The sequence below is a fragment of the Mesorhizobium salmacidum (SeqCode) genome, from assembly GCF_037179605.1.
GTDB classification, from domain to species: Bacteria; Pseudomonadota; Alphaproteobacteria; order Rhizobiales; family Rhizobiaceae; genus Mesorhizobium; species Mesorhizobium salmacidum.
In genome coordinates this window covers 1-17,215 of record NZ_JAPYKS010000032.1, presented here as the reverse complement: position 1 = coordinate 17,215, position 17,215 = coordinate 1, and the positions used below count along the sequence as shown (strand labels likewise).

Sequence of the window (17,215 nt, the reverse complement as noted above, 5' to 3'; positions counted from 1 at the left end):
TTGATCTGGTTCAGGACACACAAAAGCATATGAGTCGTCTCGAGAATTTCATCAGCAGAATGACCGCACAGCGTGACATTCTCGATCACGTCTGCGCCGAGGTGGCCAAGATGGAGGGGCTTGTGCTCGAGCTCGGCCTCGGCAATGGCCGGACGTTCCACCATCTGCGCGAGCGCCTGCCCGGGCGTCGGATCGTGGTGTTCGACCGCGAAGTCGGCGCACACACCAGCTCAATTCCCGAAGCTGAAAACCTCGTGCTCGGCGAAATACGCGAGACGGCCCGCAAGTTCATTGGCATCGAAGCCGCCCTTGTTCATGCCGACATCGGCACAGGCTATGATGATCGCGATGCAGTGACCGCTACCTGGCTTCCCGATCTGATTGCGAGCCTGCTTCGCGTCGGCGGCTTCGCGGTCAGTGGCACGCCGCTCGATCACCCGCTGCTTAAACGCCTCCCGGCGCCGACGTCGGAGCCCGCCGATCGTTATTTCCTCTGCAAGCGCGTGTGAGCGGCCGAGAGCGCTTCACGGAAACGCTGCCCCAGCTCTTTGTTTTAACGCAATTGCCAAGAGAAAGCGTTACGCGCTTCTCCCGGGAAAACCGTTTCACACTTTTCCCGGGAAAGCCGTTTCACGCTCTTCCGGGAATTCCTCAGGGGATTGTATACACCGCGATCTCCCGCTCAATGCCGCGCAGCGAGACTTCGTGAGGCACGGGCGTCAGCGCGTTCCTGCGCAACAGATCGGCGGTGAGATTGTCGTCGACCACCGAACGGGTGGCGAAGATCGCCTGTGCGTTGGCCAGGTTCTGAACCCGTGAAGCAATGTTGACCGTCTGGCCAAAATAGTCCTGCCGCTCGTTCATGGACACGGCGATGCAAGGGCCGGCATGGACTCCGATCTTGAGCAGCAGATCCGCGCGCCCGCTTTTTTCATTGAGCGCACGCATGGCATCGCGCATCCTGAGGGCCGCGGCAATCGCACGATCAGGCGTCGCGAAGGTCGCCATCACCGCATCACCGATCGTCTTCACCACCGCGCCCGCCTCCGCCGCGACGATCTCGTGCAGCACTTGGAAATGCTCGCGCACGAGATCGAAGGCTGAAAGATCGCCAACCCGCTCGTAAAGCTCGGTCGATCCGCGCAGGTCGGTGAACAGGAAGGTCAGGCTGGTGATCTTCAGCCGCTGGTTGATGTCGAGCGTATCCGTGCGATAGAGATCGCGGAACGTCTGGTTGGTTAGCAGGCGCTTGGCGGTCACGAAGGGCCGGCGCTTGCCCAGGAAATCATGCAATGCGTGGCCGGCGATGAAGACAGTCGGCAGCACGCGGGTGTCGGTCCTGTTTTCCAGCGAAATGCGCAAAGGGCCTGGTTGCATCTCCAACGTCTGGTTCTGGACATGGTCGCGGTCGAAAACCAAGGAGAGGCTTCGACGCTCCTTTGTTGGTTCGCCCTTGGCGTCGATGAACTGCGCTGAATGCGTGACCGGCTCGAAGACGATCACGAATTCGGACGGAAGCTGTATGGGCAGAACCGCCTTTTCACCGGGCGCAAGCTCGATATCCTCCAGCGAGAACGCTTCGACCTTCTCCGCGAAATCCTCTTCCGGCAGATCGGCGCCGGACGCCCAGTAGATCTGGCGGAAGTATTCTATCAACGGCAGTTCGTGCGGATTGTGGGCGGCAATCCTGCGTATGCGGGGACTGACGGTGAATGTCACCTCGACCATCTCGTCGAGGGTCGGCGAATAGCCCTGGGAGCACAGCGCGCAGGTATATTCGTCCTTCTGCATGGTTTTCAGCGTGGCGTTGGTGTCGAGCACGCCGCCGCAACCGGGGCACAGAACATTCCAGGAGATGTCGAAGATGCCCACCCGCGCCGCATGGAGAAAGGCGCTGATGGTGCGTTCCTCGTCGAGGCCATTCTTGCTGGCGAAGGCCAGCGCATTGATGCGGCAAAGTTCGTGGTCCTTGCCCTCGGCGATGGTTCGCCGGATCGCGTCGATTGCCTGCGGATCGACATCGGTCGATTGCCGCAGAAGCGAGAACAGATCCTGAGCTTCGGTCATCGTGCAGGCTCCGGAAAATGCGCCTCCCAGGCGTGTTGGCCGGACCGGTCTTCGGTCCACGCACTCCATCTTACGTCGAAAGGGATCGAACGGCCATTCGAATGGATAGATCTGATGACAGCTCAATTTGCATTCGGCGGATTTTCACCGGCCGCAAGCGGCACTATGATGGTTGCATTCATCTTTGGGGCTTTTTCTCGTGCCGACATCCGACAACCCGCCATTTCCCTCGGCGCTGCGGCTTTTCTCGGCAGGAGTCATTATCGTCCTGATCGTCGGCGCCGGTCTGTTTTTCGCGCCTGCGTTGGTCAAGCCGCGCTGGCCCTGGCCCGTCACGCCATTCAGTGCCCGCTTTCTCGGCGGCTTCTACACCGCCGAAATGGCAGTGATGGCGGCGCTCTTTTTCTGGAATCGCTGGTCGCCGGGCAGGCTCGTGCTGGTCATGGCCTTCATCTTCACCGTCATCGTGTCGGCGGTTTCGTTGATCAATCTCGGCTATTTCAACTTTGGGCGCAAAGCGACCTGGCTCTGGTTTCTGGTCTATTTTGGTTCGGTCGCGGTATCCGGGTTGTTCCTGTGGCGGGCAAGGGCCCGTCCGTCAGCAAAAGGCGTGACCTCAAGCCCCGCATGGCGCGGCTACATGTTGGCGGAAGCGGTGATCCTTGGGCTCTATGGCTTCGGCATGTTGCTGTTTCCCCTGATGGTCAGCAGCACCTGGCCATGGCCGGTCGATCCCTTCCACGCCCAGGTCTACAGCGCCATCTTCCTCGCCGGCGCTGGCGGCACCTATCTCGTCTGGAAAAGCGCGCCGCGCGAAGAATTGCTGGTGCTAGCCCTGGCGCAGTTTCTGGTCGGCCTGCTTTCCATCCTTGGCCTCGTTATCACCGACGCGGCGGTGCACCGGATCGACTGGACGGCGGCCGCTACATTGGGGTGGCTCGCCCTTTTCGGCTGGATCGGCATCAGCGGCGCCTTCAAACTCTACACCGCCTACCGGTATTTTGGTTCGCAATCGGCAGCATAGGCTGCAGAGACGGCTGGATTTTCAGGTGACGTCCGGTGCATCGTGCCGGGCCGATTGCCTTCGCCGGGAAAGCCATGACCAGCACGACCTCGCCATCCGAGAAAATCCAGCCGCAGCTCCGGGCCGTCCGGCCAAACGATGCGGAGGCGCTTTGCGCTATGTTCAACATGCCGGGCTTCCGCTGGGGCACGCTCAGGATGCCCTTCGAGACGGTGGATCAGGTGGAGCGGCGCATCGCCAAGTCCGGCCAGGAAACCACCTGGATCGTCGCCGAATTGGACGGCAAGGTCGTCGGCCATGGCAGCCTGGTCGTGCAAAGCTCGCCGCGCCGTTCCCATATCGGCGAGATCAATATCGGCCTAGACGATGGCTTTGTCGGCAAAGGTATCGGCTCTGCCATCCTTGGCGCGCTGCTTGACGTGGCCGACAACTGGCGCGCCCTGAAGCGGGTCGAATTGAGCGTCTATGCCGACAACGAACCGGCCATCCGTCTCTACACCAGCCACGGCTTCGAGGTTGAAGGCCGGCATGTGAAGGCCGGTTTTACCAACGGGCAGTATCACGACCTCCTAAGCATGGCCCGGTTGCGGTTCTGATGACCGCCGTCTTCGCCCCAGCCCCTGCCCCCCCTGTGGAAATTCTGGCTGTGCTGTCGCTGCTCTGCCCGGAAGTCGTGCGTGACATCGAGCAGAACTGGAATGCTCCGGTTTCCGACTACGCCCGCCATCTGTGGCGGCCGGTGGCAAGGCCTGCATCGGGCCCGGCGATCGCTGCCCGCTCGATCCTGCGCGAAGTCCTGCATCAGCGCCTCGGTGTAATTATGCAGCCTGAGGAGATCGGCAAGGCCCTCGAAGAGTTCGAGCACAGACCGGTGATTCAGTCCGGTCTGCACTGCCTGCTTCTGATGGACCGGATCACCTTCGATGCCCTCCTGTTTGCCTGGCTCGGCGCGGTCGAAAACGAGCTGTCAGCCTTCGTCGGCTTCATGGGAACGACGATGACGATGGAGACAATTGGCCGGGAGGGGCCCGGATGGCTCAATGTCGGAGACGACAAGGTCAACCTGTTTGGCATGGGGCGCCACAAACTGTGCCGCAAAAGCGCCTGCGTGGCCGGTCCCGTCTCCCTCAACAAGCGCGCGCTCGAAGCGGTGGGCGATGAAACGGATGCCAGCCGCTGGCTAGGTACACTGCTTGCCAGTCAGAATAAGGTCTTTGGAACCGCCGCCGATGCCATGACAGCCCTCAACGAGGATCTGGTCGCCAATTGGGATCGTTCCGGCATGGCCCTGCCGGTTTTCATCGATGATCGGCTCGCCGCGGCTGCCATGGCGCGACATCTACAATATGACGGCAATCTTCTTTCCAGGCTGCTTCTTGACCTCGCAAGGCGCCAGCGTCTCGACCATGCCTTGCAAGAGGCCGCGTCGGGTCCATTTGGCAGATTCCTGCCCAATGCCACCGCCTATTTCTGGGGCATCCGCGAGCAGCGCGTGCGCAAACTCGTCCTCGAGAACGGACACCTGATTGAGCCTGACAGGCCGCATGGCCTTTCCATCCCGTTCGAGCGGCCGCATCTCCAGCAGGCGTTGCTGGAGGGCGTGCTGCTGCCGGACTTGTTCCTGACGTTTCTCGTCCTTGCCATATTGCCGCGCGTGCGGGTTGTGGGCGGCCTGAGACAGATTGGCTATGTAGCGCTTTTCCACTCGATCGTGCTGGCTGCGCTGGATGAAAGCGCGCCGGAAGAGCGTGATTTGGCTGCGGAGCTGCAGGTTCGGGAAAATGCCTGGGGCATGCGTGTCATCGATGAAAAAATCTCGGTCCGCGAGCAGCTTGCCGGCCTGCCGGAAGGGGCGCTCTTCGCGGACCTGCTCCGGCAATACCGGTCGCGGACATTTGCCGAGACCACCGACAACCTGAAACTGGTTAGCGAAAACGCGCGATGGCGCAAGATCGGCCAAGCCTACAGCGTCTGATCCGGCCGCATGGCCTCACCAGTCATTGCACTATACCGGCCTTGCGGAGCCCCTCCACCACGAGTTCGAAATCGGCAGGGTTCTTGTAGGGCAGGACTTTGCGACGGTATTCCAGCGAGTAGTCGGGATTGACGCGAAGCACCTCCTGCCATGCCGCCCGGGCCTCGGCGAAACGGCCCAGATGGCCGTAGCTGGCGGCCAGAAGCGCCCGCGAGACGTCGGTGACAGCATTGCGAGCCAGCCGTTGCATCAAGAGGTCAACGGCCTCTTCGTACCTTCCCAGTTGAAACAAGGCCAAAGCCTGGAAGTGCAGAAGCACATCCGGAAAATATGGATTCAAGGTCTTTCCTCGGGCGAAACTCTCGAGGGCCTCCTCGGATCTGCCCGAATAATACAGCGCCTCGCCGAGGGCGACGTGCGCTTCGGCGAAGTTCGGATTGAGGACTAGCGCGCGCTCGGCCTCGTCGATGGCCCCATCGTGCCGTCGTGTGTACAGCTTGGCAATAGCAAGCGCCCAGTGCGCCCAGGGATCGCTGCCATCCAGCGTTACCGCTCGCGTTGCGGCTTCTTCCGCTTGCGCCATCGATTCCGGCGGCGACGCACTCCACCGGTTCAGGTAATCGAGTCCGTGCGTGAGGGCCAGGAATGCGTGGGCAGAGGCAAACTTCGGGTCCAGTTCGATGGCACGTTGCAAGAGGTCGCGGGCCGCGACGTTCGTCTCCCTCGTCAGCCGGTGCCACAACTCCCTACCCCGCAGGAAATAGTCATACGCCTCCGTGTTGCGCGGGTACTCGGGCGCCAGCCGCTGACGGTCATCCTCAGTCAGATTGAGCGCCAGCGCGCCAACGATCTGTTGCGTCACGTCGTCCTGCACGGCGAATATGTCGGTCAGGTCGCGATCGAACCGCTCCGCCCAAAGATGGCCGCCCGAAGTTGCGTCGATGAGCTGCGCGGTGATGCGCACCCTGTTCCCCGACTTGCGTACGCTGCCCTCAAGGACATGCCGCACGCCGAGCTTCGTGCCCACCTCCTGCACATGAACGTTCTGGCCCTTGAAGGTGAACGACGAATTGCGTGCGATGACGAAGAGCTGCGACAGTTTGGACAGGGCCGTGATGATGTCTTCGGAGATGCCGTCGGCGAAGTAGTCCTGTTCGGCGTCACCGCTCATGTTGGCGAACGGCAGCACGGCGATCGACAGCTTCGGCGGCACTGCCGTGGCCGGCCGGCTCGTCGCGGTTTCCGAGGTCGCGGCCGCCTTGGTCCCGGCGCTGCCTACTTGCAGCGAATAGACCCGGATAGGCTCGGCGATGTTCTTGAGCTGTGTGCTGCCGAGATCGCTGACCGAGAGGTCGAGCCTCGCCTTGACCTGGCGATAGGCATCCTCGGACAGGCAGATGGCGCCGGGCGCCGAGAGTCCCTCCAAACGCGAGGCGATGTTGACGCCGTCGCCCATCAGGTCGCCGTCGCTTTCTTCGACCACATCTCCCAGATGGATGCCGATCCTGAATTCGATACGGCGGTCCTGCGGCACGCCGGCATTGCGCTCAACCATACCATTCTGAACTTCTATGGCGCAGCGCACGGCATCCACCACACTGCGGAACTCAACCAGCGCCCCATCGCCGGTGCGCTTGATCACCCGGCCGTGGTGCACTGCGATGATCGGATCGATCAGGTCGCTGCGCAGTGCCCGCAACCTCGCCAAAGTACGATCTTCGTCCGCGCTCGCGAGCCGGCTATATCCGACCACATCCGCAGCTAGGATTGCGGCTAGCTTACGATTCTCGCTCAAGGGTCCGCCTCCTCATCTCCACGATAGCAGGAAGACCGAACCAAGAGGAAACTTTCGTACCGACAGCCACGCAGAAACCCGAATTGGCTGCGCGCTGCCACAGGCCCCACCCGATCGCCCGATGCCCATTTGCGCTGCCGCTTGCCGGTCGACGGCTATCGGTTCATGCTTGTGAATACCCTGGCCGTGAAGTGCGTAAGGAGATCACGCCGTCACGGCCCCTAGTGAGGTCTGGTTCGATGGACTGCGCAGGCTGCGGTTTCAAGGTTGAGGGCGGTTACGCTTTCTGTCCGAAGTGTGGCAAGCGCCAGCCCGTGCCATGCGCCAGTTGCGGCTATCCCTGCGCACCTGATTTCGAGTTCTGTCCGAAATGTGGGGCAAGCGTCGGTGCGCCCGCAAAAGCCGTCGAACGGCCTGCTCCGACACCAAGCCGAACCATTGTGCAGCCTTCTCGAACTCCGTCGCTGCTTCCGAACATCGATAGCGACGAAGGGCTGCATCCCATCTCTGACGCCGATCGCCGAACGGTAACCGTCCTCTTTGCCGACCTTTGCGGTTTCACGACACTCAGCGAGCAGCTCGACCCCGAGGTCATGCAAACGCTGCAGAACGAACTGTTCAAGGAATTGACGGCGGCCGTGCGAAACTTTGGTGGTTTCGTCGACAAATTCATCGGCGATGCATTGCTCGCTTTGTTCGGTGCGCCGGTCGCGCATGAGGACGATCCGGAACGTGCGCTTCGCGCCGCTCTCGACATGATCGCCCGGACGGCGCGGCTCGGCGAAAGCGCTCCCCACTCCGGCTCGCCTCTATTACTCCATATCGGCATAAACACTGGTCCGGTCGTTGCTGGACGATTAGGCATCGGCACCGCCAAATCCTATTCGGTGACCGGCGACACGGTGAATACAGCGCAACGCCTGCAATCGCTGGCCGCACCGGGTGAAGTGCTGGTAGGCGAACTCACTCACAGGCTGACCCGGCATGCCTTCTCTTACGAGTCGATGGGTGATGTCGTGCTTCGCGGCAAGGCTGGCAGTGTGCTCGTCCATCGGCTGGATGCACCCCTTGCGGCGCCGCGTGCAGCGCGTGGGCTCGAGGCGCTCGGCCTCAGCGCGCCGATGATAGGTCGTGCTGCGGAGCTCAATAGAATGCTGGCGAGCCTTGACCAGGCGTGCGGCGGCTCGGCCCAACTTGTCCGCCTCGTCGGAGAAGCCGGTATCGGGAAATCGCGGCTGGTGAAGGAGTTCGTCGCCCGTGTCGGCGACGAGGACCGTTTTCGCAACGTCGCCGTGCGACAGGCCACATGCTCACCCCTGGGCGAACAATCATTTGGCGCCTTGGGTGCAGTGGTGCGCAGCGCTGCCGGGATGATGCAAAACGACAATGGGGACGAAATGCGGGGGAAGCTCGCAGGCTTGCTTGCCGATCTCGGCCTGCAGGGCGAGGAACCGAAGCGGCTGATGCCTTTGCTCTACCATGTGCTTGGCCTTGGCGACCCCGATGCCACCTTGCAGCATGTCGAACCCGAGCAGCTACGGCGGCAAATTCTCTACGCGGTCCGCACCATCATCGAACGGCGGCTTGCGTTGTCGCCGCTGTTGATCGTCGTCGAAGACCTGCACTGGGCCGACGCCGTTTCGCTCGAGGCACTGCGTTTCGTGATGGACAGGTTGGATCGCACGCGATTGATGGTGCTGGTCACGCATCGCTCGGCGCCGGACAGCGGCCAGCTCGATTCAAGTCGGGTCAGTCACACGGCGCTCAGGCTTTCGCCGCTCAACAGCGATGAAGGACGCAGCCTGCTGGCGGCGCTTTTCGGCGAGAGCTGGGTAAGCTCCGCAGGACGGCTCGTCGATCAGATCCTCGAGCGAGCGGGCGGTAACCCTCTTTTTGTAGAGGAGATCGTTCGCGGCCTTATCGATCGCGGTGTACTGATGCGCGAGGGCCAGCGATGGCGGACTGTGGCAGGCGAAGTCGCAACCGACATTCCCGCCACTATCCAGGCAATGTTGCTTGCTCGCGTCGACCGGCTGCCGCAAGAGGTGCGCCGATTGGCCCAGGAAGCCGCGGTAATCGGCCCGCGCTTCGATGCCACGCTTCTGAAGACCGTGACAGCCGACCCCGCCCGGCTAGAAGCCGGCTGCGAACTGCTTTGCGATGCGGAAATCATCGAGGAAGTTGCCGGATCAGGCTCTGTCTCGTCGCAAAGCTACCGCTTTACGCAAACATTGCTGCAGGACGTGATCTACCAGAATCTGCTCCTGCAACGCCGGACCGAAATCCACGGGCGGATAGGTGCTGCCTTGGAGCAACTGTGCGGCGATAATCCGGAACGGCTCGAGGATTTGACCGTGCTCGGTCATCAGTTCGCACAGAGCGCCGAGCGGGAGAAGGGCGCGCATTACCTGCAGGCGGCCGGCGATCGCGCTCGCATGATATACGCCAACGACGACGCCCTTCGTTTCTACGAGCGAGCACTGACTGCGTTGGAGGCGACCGGGCAAACACCGCTCAAACTGACAATTGCCGAGCGCATCGCCGATTTGAGCGGCCCGGCGGGCCGCCGCGAGATCGCGCACCGCCACTACGAGGCGGTGTTGCAGGCATACCGCGAGTCGGCCGATCGCGTAGCGTCGGCGCGAGTTTTGCGTAAGATCGGTCGGCTGCTCTGGGACGTCGGCAAGCGGGACAAAGCAGAATCCCGCTACGCTGAAGCGGCAGCGCTCCTCGATGGAGCGGATGCTCCGATCGAGCAGGCGCATCTCTGGGAAGAACGCGGCCGACAGGCGTTCCGTAGCGGAGATCACGCTCTCGCGGCAAAATGGGCAGACGCGGCGTTGGATTGCGTACGCACCCTGACAACGGAGCATGTCTCCGAGGTAGGGCGTGATGCCACTCTTGTGACCGCCGAGGCACTCAATACCAAGGCTGTCGCGCTGGCTCGCCTTGGGCGAAACCGTGAAGCCGTGGGTCAAGTCGAGCACAGCATTGAATTGGCCGAAGCCGCCGGTCTGCTGGGCGCGGCCTGCCGCGGCTACACCAATCTCGGCGTGCTTTACACGACCATCGATCCAGCACGGGCGATGGAGGTCTGTCGGCGCGGTCTTGAAGTCGCGCGCCATATTGGTGATTTGGGCTTCCAGGCGCGCCTTCTCGCCAATCTGGCGGTCGCTTGTTGTACTTTCACGGATCGCTGTCCAACAGAGGGCGTACCTGCTGCCGAGAAAGCCATCGAGATCGACCGGGCACTCGACCAGCGAGAGCACCTGCCGGTGCCGTTGATTGTGCTTGGGCAGATCCACCAGTGCAACGGCCGTCCGGAACTGGCCGTTGGCTTGTTCCAGGAAGCACTGGACGTAGCCCGCGAAACGGGCGAACCCCAACTGCTGTTTCCGTGCTATGATGGCCTCGCAACGCTTAATCTCGACCTCGACAATCTTGCCGAGGCCGAACGTTACTTTTCCCTGGCGCAGGGTATATGCGCCCAGCACGGGCTCGACCCGGAAGCGCTTGTGGTGCTGCCCTTTCTCGATTAGCCGGGATTGGAGGTCCGAAATGTCCGCGCGTAGTGACTTGGTACCGCTTCAACCGGGCGATCGTGCGCCGAACTTGGTACTCGATGCAATTACCCAGGAAGGCAAGATCGCGCTTGACGACTTTCGCGGACAAAAACCGGTGCTGGTTGGTCTGTTTCGAGGTCTGCATTGTGCGTTTTGCCGGCGCCATATCGCCGCTCAGGCCCGGCTTGATCCGGAGCTGCGCGAAAAGGGCGTGGAGAGCCTGACGGTGGTCAACACGCCGATCGAACGGGCGCGTCTCTATTTCCGCTACCACCCGATGCCAAATCTGCTTGCGGCCTCAGACCCTGAACGCGCTTCACATCGTGCTTTTGGACTGCCCAATCTCGAATTCACCCAAAACGAGACGAACTGGCCGTACAAGGTCTCGATCGCAGCGGCAAAGGATATGCGGGTCGTCATGCCGAGCGAGTTGCCCGGTCCCATGGATCCTTTTGCGGCCAGCGAATTCCTCGACAAGAAGGACAATTACGAAGTGACCGAAGCCGACGAGCAGATGATGGCGACGGGACACGGACAACTGATCGGTCAGTTCCTGTTGGACCGGCAGGGGATCGTTCGCTGGAGCTTCACGGAGGTTCCAGAAGGTGGGCGATACATGTTTGGGGCGCCAAACCCGCAGGAACTGATGTCAGCCGTGTCCCAAGTCGCCCAATAGAGCGTCGGAAGACTGCATTGCTGCCATTTGCAATGCGGACAACGAAGGTCAAAACTTCGCGTTACAGCTTATGGCTTGAGATGCGTGGGCTCCAGGGTCGGCACTGCCGTGCGGCAAATCAGGCCGGGAGCCGCCACATTCGCACACGACCTGTACCACGCAATTCCGTTTCCTCGAGTGGGTCGCAAGCAAAATTTGGTCCAAGCATTTGGCGAGTTGCATCCGAAATACGGATTTCATCGGGCTCCGCGGACGTTTGAATGCGCGAGGCGAGATTAACCGTCTCGCCCCACAGGTCATAGGCGAACCGCCTCTTGCCTATGACGCCCGCGACGATTGGGCCTGAGTGAATTCCAATTCTGAGTCTCAGCGGTTCTCCTGCGAAGCGTTCGCGCTTGACCGCCTTGCGCAGCTCAAGTGCATAGCGCGCGAGGGCCTTTGCATGATCGGATCGCGCGGTGGGCAGGCCAGCGACCACCATCACACAATCGCCGATTGTCTTGATCTTTTCGCAGCCGTATCGTTCCGAGAGCCGATCCGCCGCCTTGAAGAAGTAATTTAAAATAGCGAGCGTCGTCACGGCTCCGACGCTCCGCGCTCGCTCCGTAAAACCGACTATGTCGGCAAAAAGCACACTCACTTCTGCGTGGTTGTCAGCAATTTTTTTGTGCGCTTTTAACCGCTCCGCGATCGACGCCGGAAGAATGTTGAGGAGCAGCGTTTCGGCGCGCTGGTATTCACGCGCCAATCCCTCCTGGCTCTTCCTCAACGCCTCGTTCGTCGATTGTAATTTCTCGTTGAGTTGACGCTCCCTCTCTTGCAGGAGTGTCATTTCATAAGCCTTTTGTTGAAGCCGCTGCCTATTGTCGCGTTCGGCAGTGGCATCAAGAAAGAGCAGCCACACGCAGGCATTGTCAGAAAAAAAATGAAGGTCCGCGACACGCCCGCTGGGCAGCTCGACCATGGCAATGTGAAACGGAAGCTCCGGGCAAGGCAGCAAACCTTCCATGAATTCAAGCTGCTCGGCAACAGGCTCGCCAATGCGAAGCGATGAGAGCCCGTAATGCTCAACATTACCGCCCTTCGCAGCTACGCAAAGCCGACTGTCGATTTTCAGATATGCGACAGAATGCCCGTTGTAGAAGAAATTGAAAATCCAACTCCCAACTTCTTTTGGCAATCCATGCATGGTCTACTTGGTTACCATTAAAGCAAGTTGACGAAACGCATCATCAACATTCTCACCCGAGAGCGCACTCGTTAGATAGATTTGCCATCCACGCTGCCTCAGTTCGTTAATCTCACTATCCGATATTGTCCACCGATCGGTCAGATCGTATTTGTTGAACAGCAATACAAACGGCATGGCGCCGAATTCGGCCTCGACCCGTTCGCGTAGCGTGAGCGCCACGGCAAGAGTGGCGGCGCGCGTTCCATCGACGACAAGCACAAGCCCGGTTGCACCTCGCACATAGCTGACGCGGAATGAGCCGATGTCGTCTTCACCGGCTAAATCCCACAAAATCAGATCGACGGTTTTGTCCGGGAGCGCGACACTCTTCTTGTCGATTTTCACTCCCACCGTAGTCAAGTAAGTTTCTGAAAAGATACTCTGCACATACCGGCGAACCAGACTCGTCTTCCCGACAGAGAACCCGCCCAGCATGCAGATCTTTTTTTGCAACATCTTTGGCTCACTAGTCCAGGTTTACCGTAATCGAAACCCGGCGATTGGTGGAGCTCCCAGTTTGACTACTTTCTGGCACCAGCGGCTCAAAAGTGCCCGCGCCCCGAACCAGCAGCAGTTCCGGAGCGACACCGCGTTTGTTGAGAAGCGCACGAACTGTCTCGGCGCGGGCTGCACTGATCGACGCGTTGGCCGTCTCACGGCCCGTGGTGTCCGAATGCCCGGTCAACATGAACCGTGCTGTTACGCCTGACTTGCGGGCATCTTGGGCAAATTCCTTTATTTGATCCGCTAACCTGTCGAGAACCGGCAACTGCTCCGGTCCCGGCACAACTTTGCCGGAAGAGAAGAAAATATCGGTCGCCTGGATGGCTTCTCTCAAATAATTAAGGTCTGCAAGGTCCAGCTCACGCAGCTGCGAGACATCCAGAACCACTCCGTCCGCCGAAAGTTGTTCGGCGGCGGCCTGCGCCCGGTTGATCCAGCCGGCAGGAGCCTCACCCACGACAAGGATGCGACCCTGGACGATCGAAAGCTGAACCGATTTCGGCGGGGACAGCGACGCCGTCAGCCGCTTCACCACGAACTTCGGATCCAGGCTCTGATAGAATTGCCACTGCGAATGAACGCGGGCAGGATCAACCTGCGTTCCGGACAGCAGAGCTTGCGGGTCGGCGGCAAGCGGGTCTCTGAGGCCGGAAATGTAGAATTGGCCGCCCCTCACAGTTTGTTGGGCGACTACGATTCCCGATTGGGCCTCAAGTCGCGACACATAATACTGCCAGTGCTCCGCCTCGCGTGCTTCGGGGCTCACATCACGAACCTTGGAGATGTCGAATTCCGGTCCGCCTGCCGAAAGCTGTCGGGCCGCTACGCGCGCCCGATCTATCCAGGTGTCGGGAGCCTCACCCTCGGCAACGATGCGATTATCGACGATCGAAAGCCGAACCGATTTCAGCGGATACAGCGACGCCGTCAGCCGCTTCAACACGAACTCCGGCTCAAGGCTCTGATAGAATTGCCACTGCGAATGAACGCGGGCGGGATCGATCTGCGTTCCGGACAACAACGACTGCGGGTCGGCGCCAAGCGGGTCTCTCATGCCGGAAATGTAGAATTGGCCGTCGCGTATCTTTTGTTCAGCAACGATGATGCCCGGCTGGGTCCCCAGTTGCGACACATAGGCCTGCCAGCGCTTCGCCTCGCGTTCTTCCGGGTCACGGACCCTGGAGATATCGAATACCGGCCCGCCTGCTGAGAGTTGCCGGGCGGCGGCCTGCGCCCGGTCGATCCACGTGGCAGCAGCCTCACCTTCGGCAACGATGTGATCATTGACGATTGAAAGCCGCACTGAATTCGGCGGAGCCAGCGACGCCGTCAGTCGCTTCAACACGAACTCCGGCTCAAGGCTCTGATAGAATTGCCACTGCGAATGAATGCGGACGGGATCGACCTGCGTTCCGGACAATAGCGACTGCGGGTCGGCGGCAAGCGGGTCTCGCAGGCCGGCAATATAGAATTGGCCATCGCGTATCTTTTGTTCGGCAACGATGATGCCCGGCTGGCTCCCCAGTCGCGACACATAGGCCTGCCAGTGCTCTGCCGCGCGTGCTTCGGGGCTCACATCGCGGACCTTGGAGATGTCGAATTCCGGCCCGCCTGCCGAAAGCTGTCGGGCCGCGGCGCGCGCCCGATCTATCCAGGTGTCGGGAGCCTCACCCTCGGCAACGATGCGACTATCGACGATTGAAAGTCGTACTGAATCCGGCGGAGCCAGCGACGCCGTCAGCCGCTTCAACACGAACTCCGGTTCAAGGCTCTGATAGAATTGCCACTGCGAATGAACGCGGGCGGGATCGACCTGCGTTCCAGACAACAGCGACTGCGGGTCGGCGGCAAGCGGGTCTCTCAGGCCGGCAACATAAAATTGGCCGCCGCGTATCTCTTGTTCGGCAACGATGATGCCCGGCTGGGTCTCCAGTCGCGATACGTAGGCCTGCCATCGCTGCCCGGATTGCCAGGAAAGAAAGAACCAACCGCCTGCCAGACTCAAAAGCAGCAGAGCCAGAGCCGCCACCAGCCACGGAAAACCCTCGTTTGTCTCCTCCTGCCTCAGCTCGACGCAGGTCTGCAACTGCGCCTCTATGCCGGCCAACTGCGAACTGTCACCGTCAAACTCCACTAAAGCCTGCGAGCATTCCTCATGGATACGAAGCAATACATCGCGAACTATTTCATGCAATTCCTCTGGCGGATTTCCTCGGATCACCGAAACCAAGGTCGCAGACGGTCCAACTTCCGACCAGAGACGAAGGTCGCCAAAACGAATTGTGTCCAGGCCGCTCTGTTCTTTCTCGTTGAAGGAATCTTTCACAAAATCTTGAATTGCACTGAGCATCGAAGAAATGAGTTGAGGATCTTCGCTCGTCGCATTGTCCGCAGTTACATGCGCTATCAAAAGACCTGAATTGCGATTAATGAGAAAGACGTGCTCTACACGATAGATAAGAGAATGCTTCAGTACAACTTCAGAGAAGCTAGCACCGGTCCTCCAAGATTCTAGTCTCCACTTGAGACCATGCCAGGTAAATATGTGTCTTAAAGTTTCATTCAGCGACTGAAAGGTCTGGTCGATCTTTTCCCCGATCGACTTGCGAATTGCTGGCAGAAACACCGGGTATAATATATCCGTCAGCGTACGCGGGCTCTTCTGGATCGACCGTTGCACAGCCCTTTCGACAGCTGGCGCAAGGGCCTCGCCGAGTTGCGCATGAGGCGCTCGTGCGGCCGCACTGGGAAGCACGTCGCCCACTGCTGCCGCAAGCTGCTCCGGTTCGTCGAGCAGATGCGTAACTCGTGAAAGCTCCGAAATTTCGCGGCTGACCAGCAACTGGCGCAGCGTTTCCATGCGAGGATCGGCGGTTGGAACTCCGTCGAGACGCGCACGGTAGTCCGGATCAACGTTCCGGGCAATTTCGATCAAAAGACTGGCCAGAGCCTCGCGATCAATCTCTGTATCGTTCGAGGCTGTTTTTTGTGGAAGGCTGATTGGGTCGACGGTCGACGTCAAGTTCCGATCAACTCACTTTCCAGCTACGCTCCGAGTTGTTCTTGCTGCCGACGGGATCCTGATTCAGACATTTTGCAACCTCGACAAACAGGCCAGCCAAAAGATTTCGGTCGGTCTTGACGTTGCCGAGATCGGAAAACATTTTCTCCATCAGCATCTGAATGCCTTCATTCTTTTGCTTGATTTCCTCACGCAGCAAATGATCGTTTCGATTTATCCGGTCCGCAATTTCGCGCTCAAGCTCGTTCAATTGATCCGACAACGCGCGCACCTGCTTTTCAAGCGCTTGATTTTGCTCGCGAAGATTCCGGTCAATCTCCTTGTCGGCGTCGGCTCGCGCGTCTTTTTCGTTCCGCAATTGCGCCGCAAGCGAGTCGACCTGCTTTTTCGCATTTGACTCGTACATTTCAAGATTGCGCTTGGCCTCGGATTCGACATCCTTGAAGCGCTGCAAGACCCGTTCTTCAAGCTTGGAAAAACGGCGGTCATAGTCCTGCATCTGGTTGCCGAACAGCAGATCACGTATCTTGTCGACACCTACAGCGTCGCCGGGGGTCCCGCTCTCGCGAGCCTGGCCCGCCATGAAGGCCAGCCCGTTTCCCTCTGCGTTACTTGTCAGATTTCCGTCCGCTTTATTTGCCGGAGAAGCGGTACTCGAAGATTCCTTGGCCATCCCTATACCCTTCATTTGAACAGCAGCCGCCGTACTAATTTAGCAACTTATAAAGATGTCAGCAAAATACCCGGCTCGCAAGCCGGAATCTTTTCGGCTTAAGCCGGTTCGCGCGTAAATTTCGAGCGCCTTGGATCCATCATCAAGCAACTGCAGCGCTCGTCATTCGGCCGCGGTTCCAAGTGGGGTCGAGCCGGATCTGCTTGCGCTCTCGTCTTCGCCGCGATCATCTTTTTTGCCGATGGTCGCAGCTCTAAGGCGTCGGGCATGAGCGCTTGCCATTCAAGCCTGTCTTCAAGTCTTTTTTCTTGCCCCTAATTCGCCCCGATCTTGACAGGGCAGAGCTGCCATCCGATGCCGTTGTCCGGTTCTGACATTCGCCGACTCTTGCCGAAGAAAACGAAAGCTCGATGATCCATAATGCTACCGCAAGGCGGTGTGGTACCGATGTTCAATGTCGAGCAAAACATCGGCGCAATGCCGGCATCCGCCGGCAGACCTACCAGATATCGGATATAGTCGTGCTGGACGATGGGTCGAATGGTGACGGCCTGCGCCGACAAAGATCGACGCAACTTGTTCTATCTCTTACGAACCAGGCGCGGGTAAGACAACGTGGCGGATAATCCCTTGGTTTCAATCGTGGTGCCGGCGCGGAACGCGGGGCTCACGCTGACACAAGCGC

Annotated in this window: 12 protein-coding genes; 6 read left to right on the top strand and 6 right to left on the bottom strand. The window is 59.8% G+C overall.

Translation table 11 applies throughout. The features are described from left to right. Positions 1-29 precede the first annotated feature (29 nt). Positions 30-509 carry a class I SAM-dependent methyltransferase gene (locus tag O7A60_RS28065; RefSeq protein ID WP_337108969.1) on the top strand — a complete coding sequence of 160 codons (480 nt, stop codon included), beginning with the start codon at positions 30-32 and terminating at the stop codon, positions 507-509. Between the two features lie 142 nt (positions 510-651). Here the strand turns inward: O7A60_RS28065 and O7A60_RS28060 are convergent, their stop codons facing one another. Next, positions 652-2,067 (bottom strand): adenylate/guanylate cyclase domain-containing protein, encoded by a 1,416-nt coding sequence (locus O7A60_RS28060; protein ID WP_337108968.1) that lies wholly within the window; start codon positions 2,065-2,067, stop codon positions 652-654. Between the two features lie 199 nt (positions 2,068-2,266). Here O7A60_RS28060 and O7A60_RS28055 point away from each other — a divergent pair, with 199 nt between their 5' ends. The 3 genes from O7A60_RS28055 to O7A60_RS28045 all read left to right on the top strand — a co-directional run bounded on the left by O7A60_RS28055 (position 2,267) and on the right by O7A60_RS28045 (position 5,066). Then, positions 2,267-3,091 carry a hypothetical protein gene (locus O7A60_RS28055; protein ID WP_337108967.1) on the top strand — a complete coding sequence of 275 codons (825 nt, stop codon included), beginning with the start codon at positions 2,267-2,269 and terminating at the stop codon, positions 3,089-3,091. A 74-nt stretch (positions 3,092-3,165) separates the two neighbouring features. Next, the gene (locus tag O7A60_RS28050; RefSeq protein ID WP_337108966.1) at positions 3,166-3,687 is read left to right on the top strand and encodes a GNAT family N-acetyltransferase; all 522 of its coding nucleotides are present in this window, start codon (positions 3,166-3,168) and stop codon (positions 3,685-3,687) included. Further along, on the top strand, positions 3,687-5,066 hold the full coding sequence (locus O7A60_RS28045; RefSeq protein WP_337108965.1) for a hypothetical protein: 1,380 nt from the start codon (positions 3,687-3,689) through the stop codon (positions 5,064-5,066). Before O7A60_RS28050 ends, O7A60_RS28045 begins: the two co-directional genes overlap by 1 nt. A 22-nt stretch (positions 5,067-5,088) precedes the next feature. Here O7A60_RS28045 and O7A60_RS28040 read toward each other — a convergent pair whose 3' ends face one another. Continuing rightward, entirely contained in the window at positions 5,089-6,861 is a 1,773-nt protein-coding gene (locus O7A60_RS28040; RefSeq protein ID WP_337108964.1) for an adenylate/guanylate cyclase domain-containing protein, read from the bottom strand. Between the two features lie 239 nt (positions 6,862-7,100). On the opposite strand from O7A60_RS28040, the gene O7A60_RS28035 reads away from it, so the two are divergent. Both O7A60_RS28035 and O7A60_RS28030 read left to right on the top strand, forming a co-directional pair. Next, complete coding sequence (locus O7A60_RS28035) at positions 7,101-10,400, top strand: ATP-binding protein (protein WP_337108963.1); 3,300 nt, start codon at positions 7,101-7,103, stop codon at positions 10,398-10,400. Positions 10,401-10,419: 19 nt separating this feature from the next. After that, a complete protein-coding gene (locus tag O7A60_RS28030; protein WP_337108962.1) occupies positions 10,420-11,100 on the top strand; it encodes a redoxin domain-containing protein in 681 nt (226 codons plus the stop codon). Positions 11,101-11,218: 118 nt separating this feature from the next. Here O7A60_RS28030 and O7A60_RS28025 read toward each other — a convergent pair whose 3' ends face one another. Genes O7A60_RS28025 through O7A60_RS28010 form a run of 4 tightly spaced genes read right to left on the bottom strand, consistent with a single transcriptional unit; the run spans position 11,219 to position 16,530 of the window. Further along, on the bottom strand, positions 11,219-12,289 hold the full coding sequence (locus O7A60_RS28025) for an adenylate/guanylate cyclase domain-containing protein (RefSeq protein ID WP_337108961.1): 1,071 nt from the start codon (positions 12,287-12,289) through the stop codon (positions 11,219-11,221). Positions 12,290-12,292: 3 nt separating this feature from the next. Then, complete coding sequence (locus O7A60_RS28020) at positions 12,293-12,787, bottom strand: Rab family GTPase (protein WP_337108960.1); 495 nt, start codon at positions 12,785-12,787, stop codon at positions 12,293-12,295. 10 nt (positions 12,788-12,797) lie between these two features. Next, entirely contained in the window at positions 12,798-15,857 is a 3,060-nt protein-coding gene (locus O7A60_RS28015; RefSeq protein ID WP_337108959.1) for an OmpA family protein, read from the bottom strand. Between the two features lie 7 nt (positions 15,858-15,864). Then, the gene (locus tag O7A60_RS28010) at positions 15,865-16,530 is read right to left on the bottom strand and encodes a DUF3450 domain-containing protein (RefSeq protein ID WP_337108958.1); all 666 of its coding nucleotides are present in this window, start codon (positions 16,528-16,530) and stop codon (positions 15,865-15,867) included. Between the last annotated feature and the right edge of the window lie 685 nt (positions 16,531-17,215).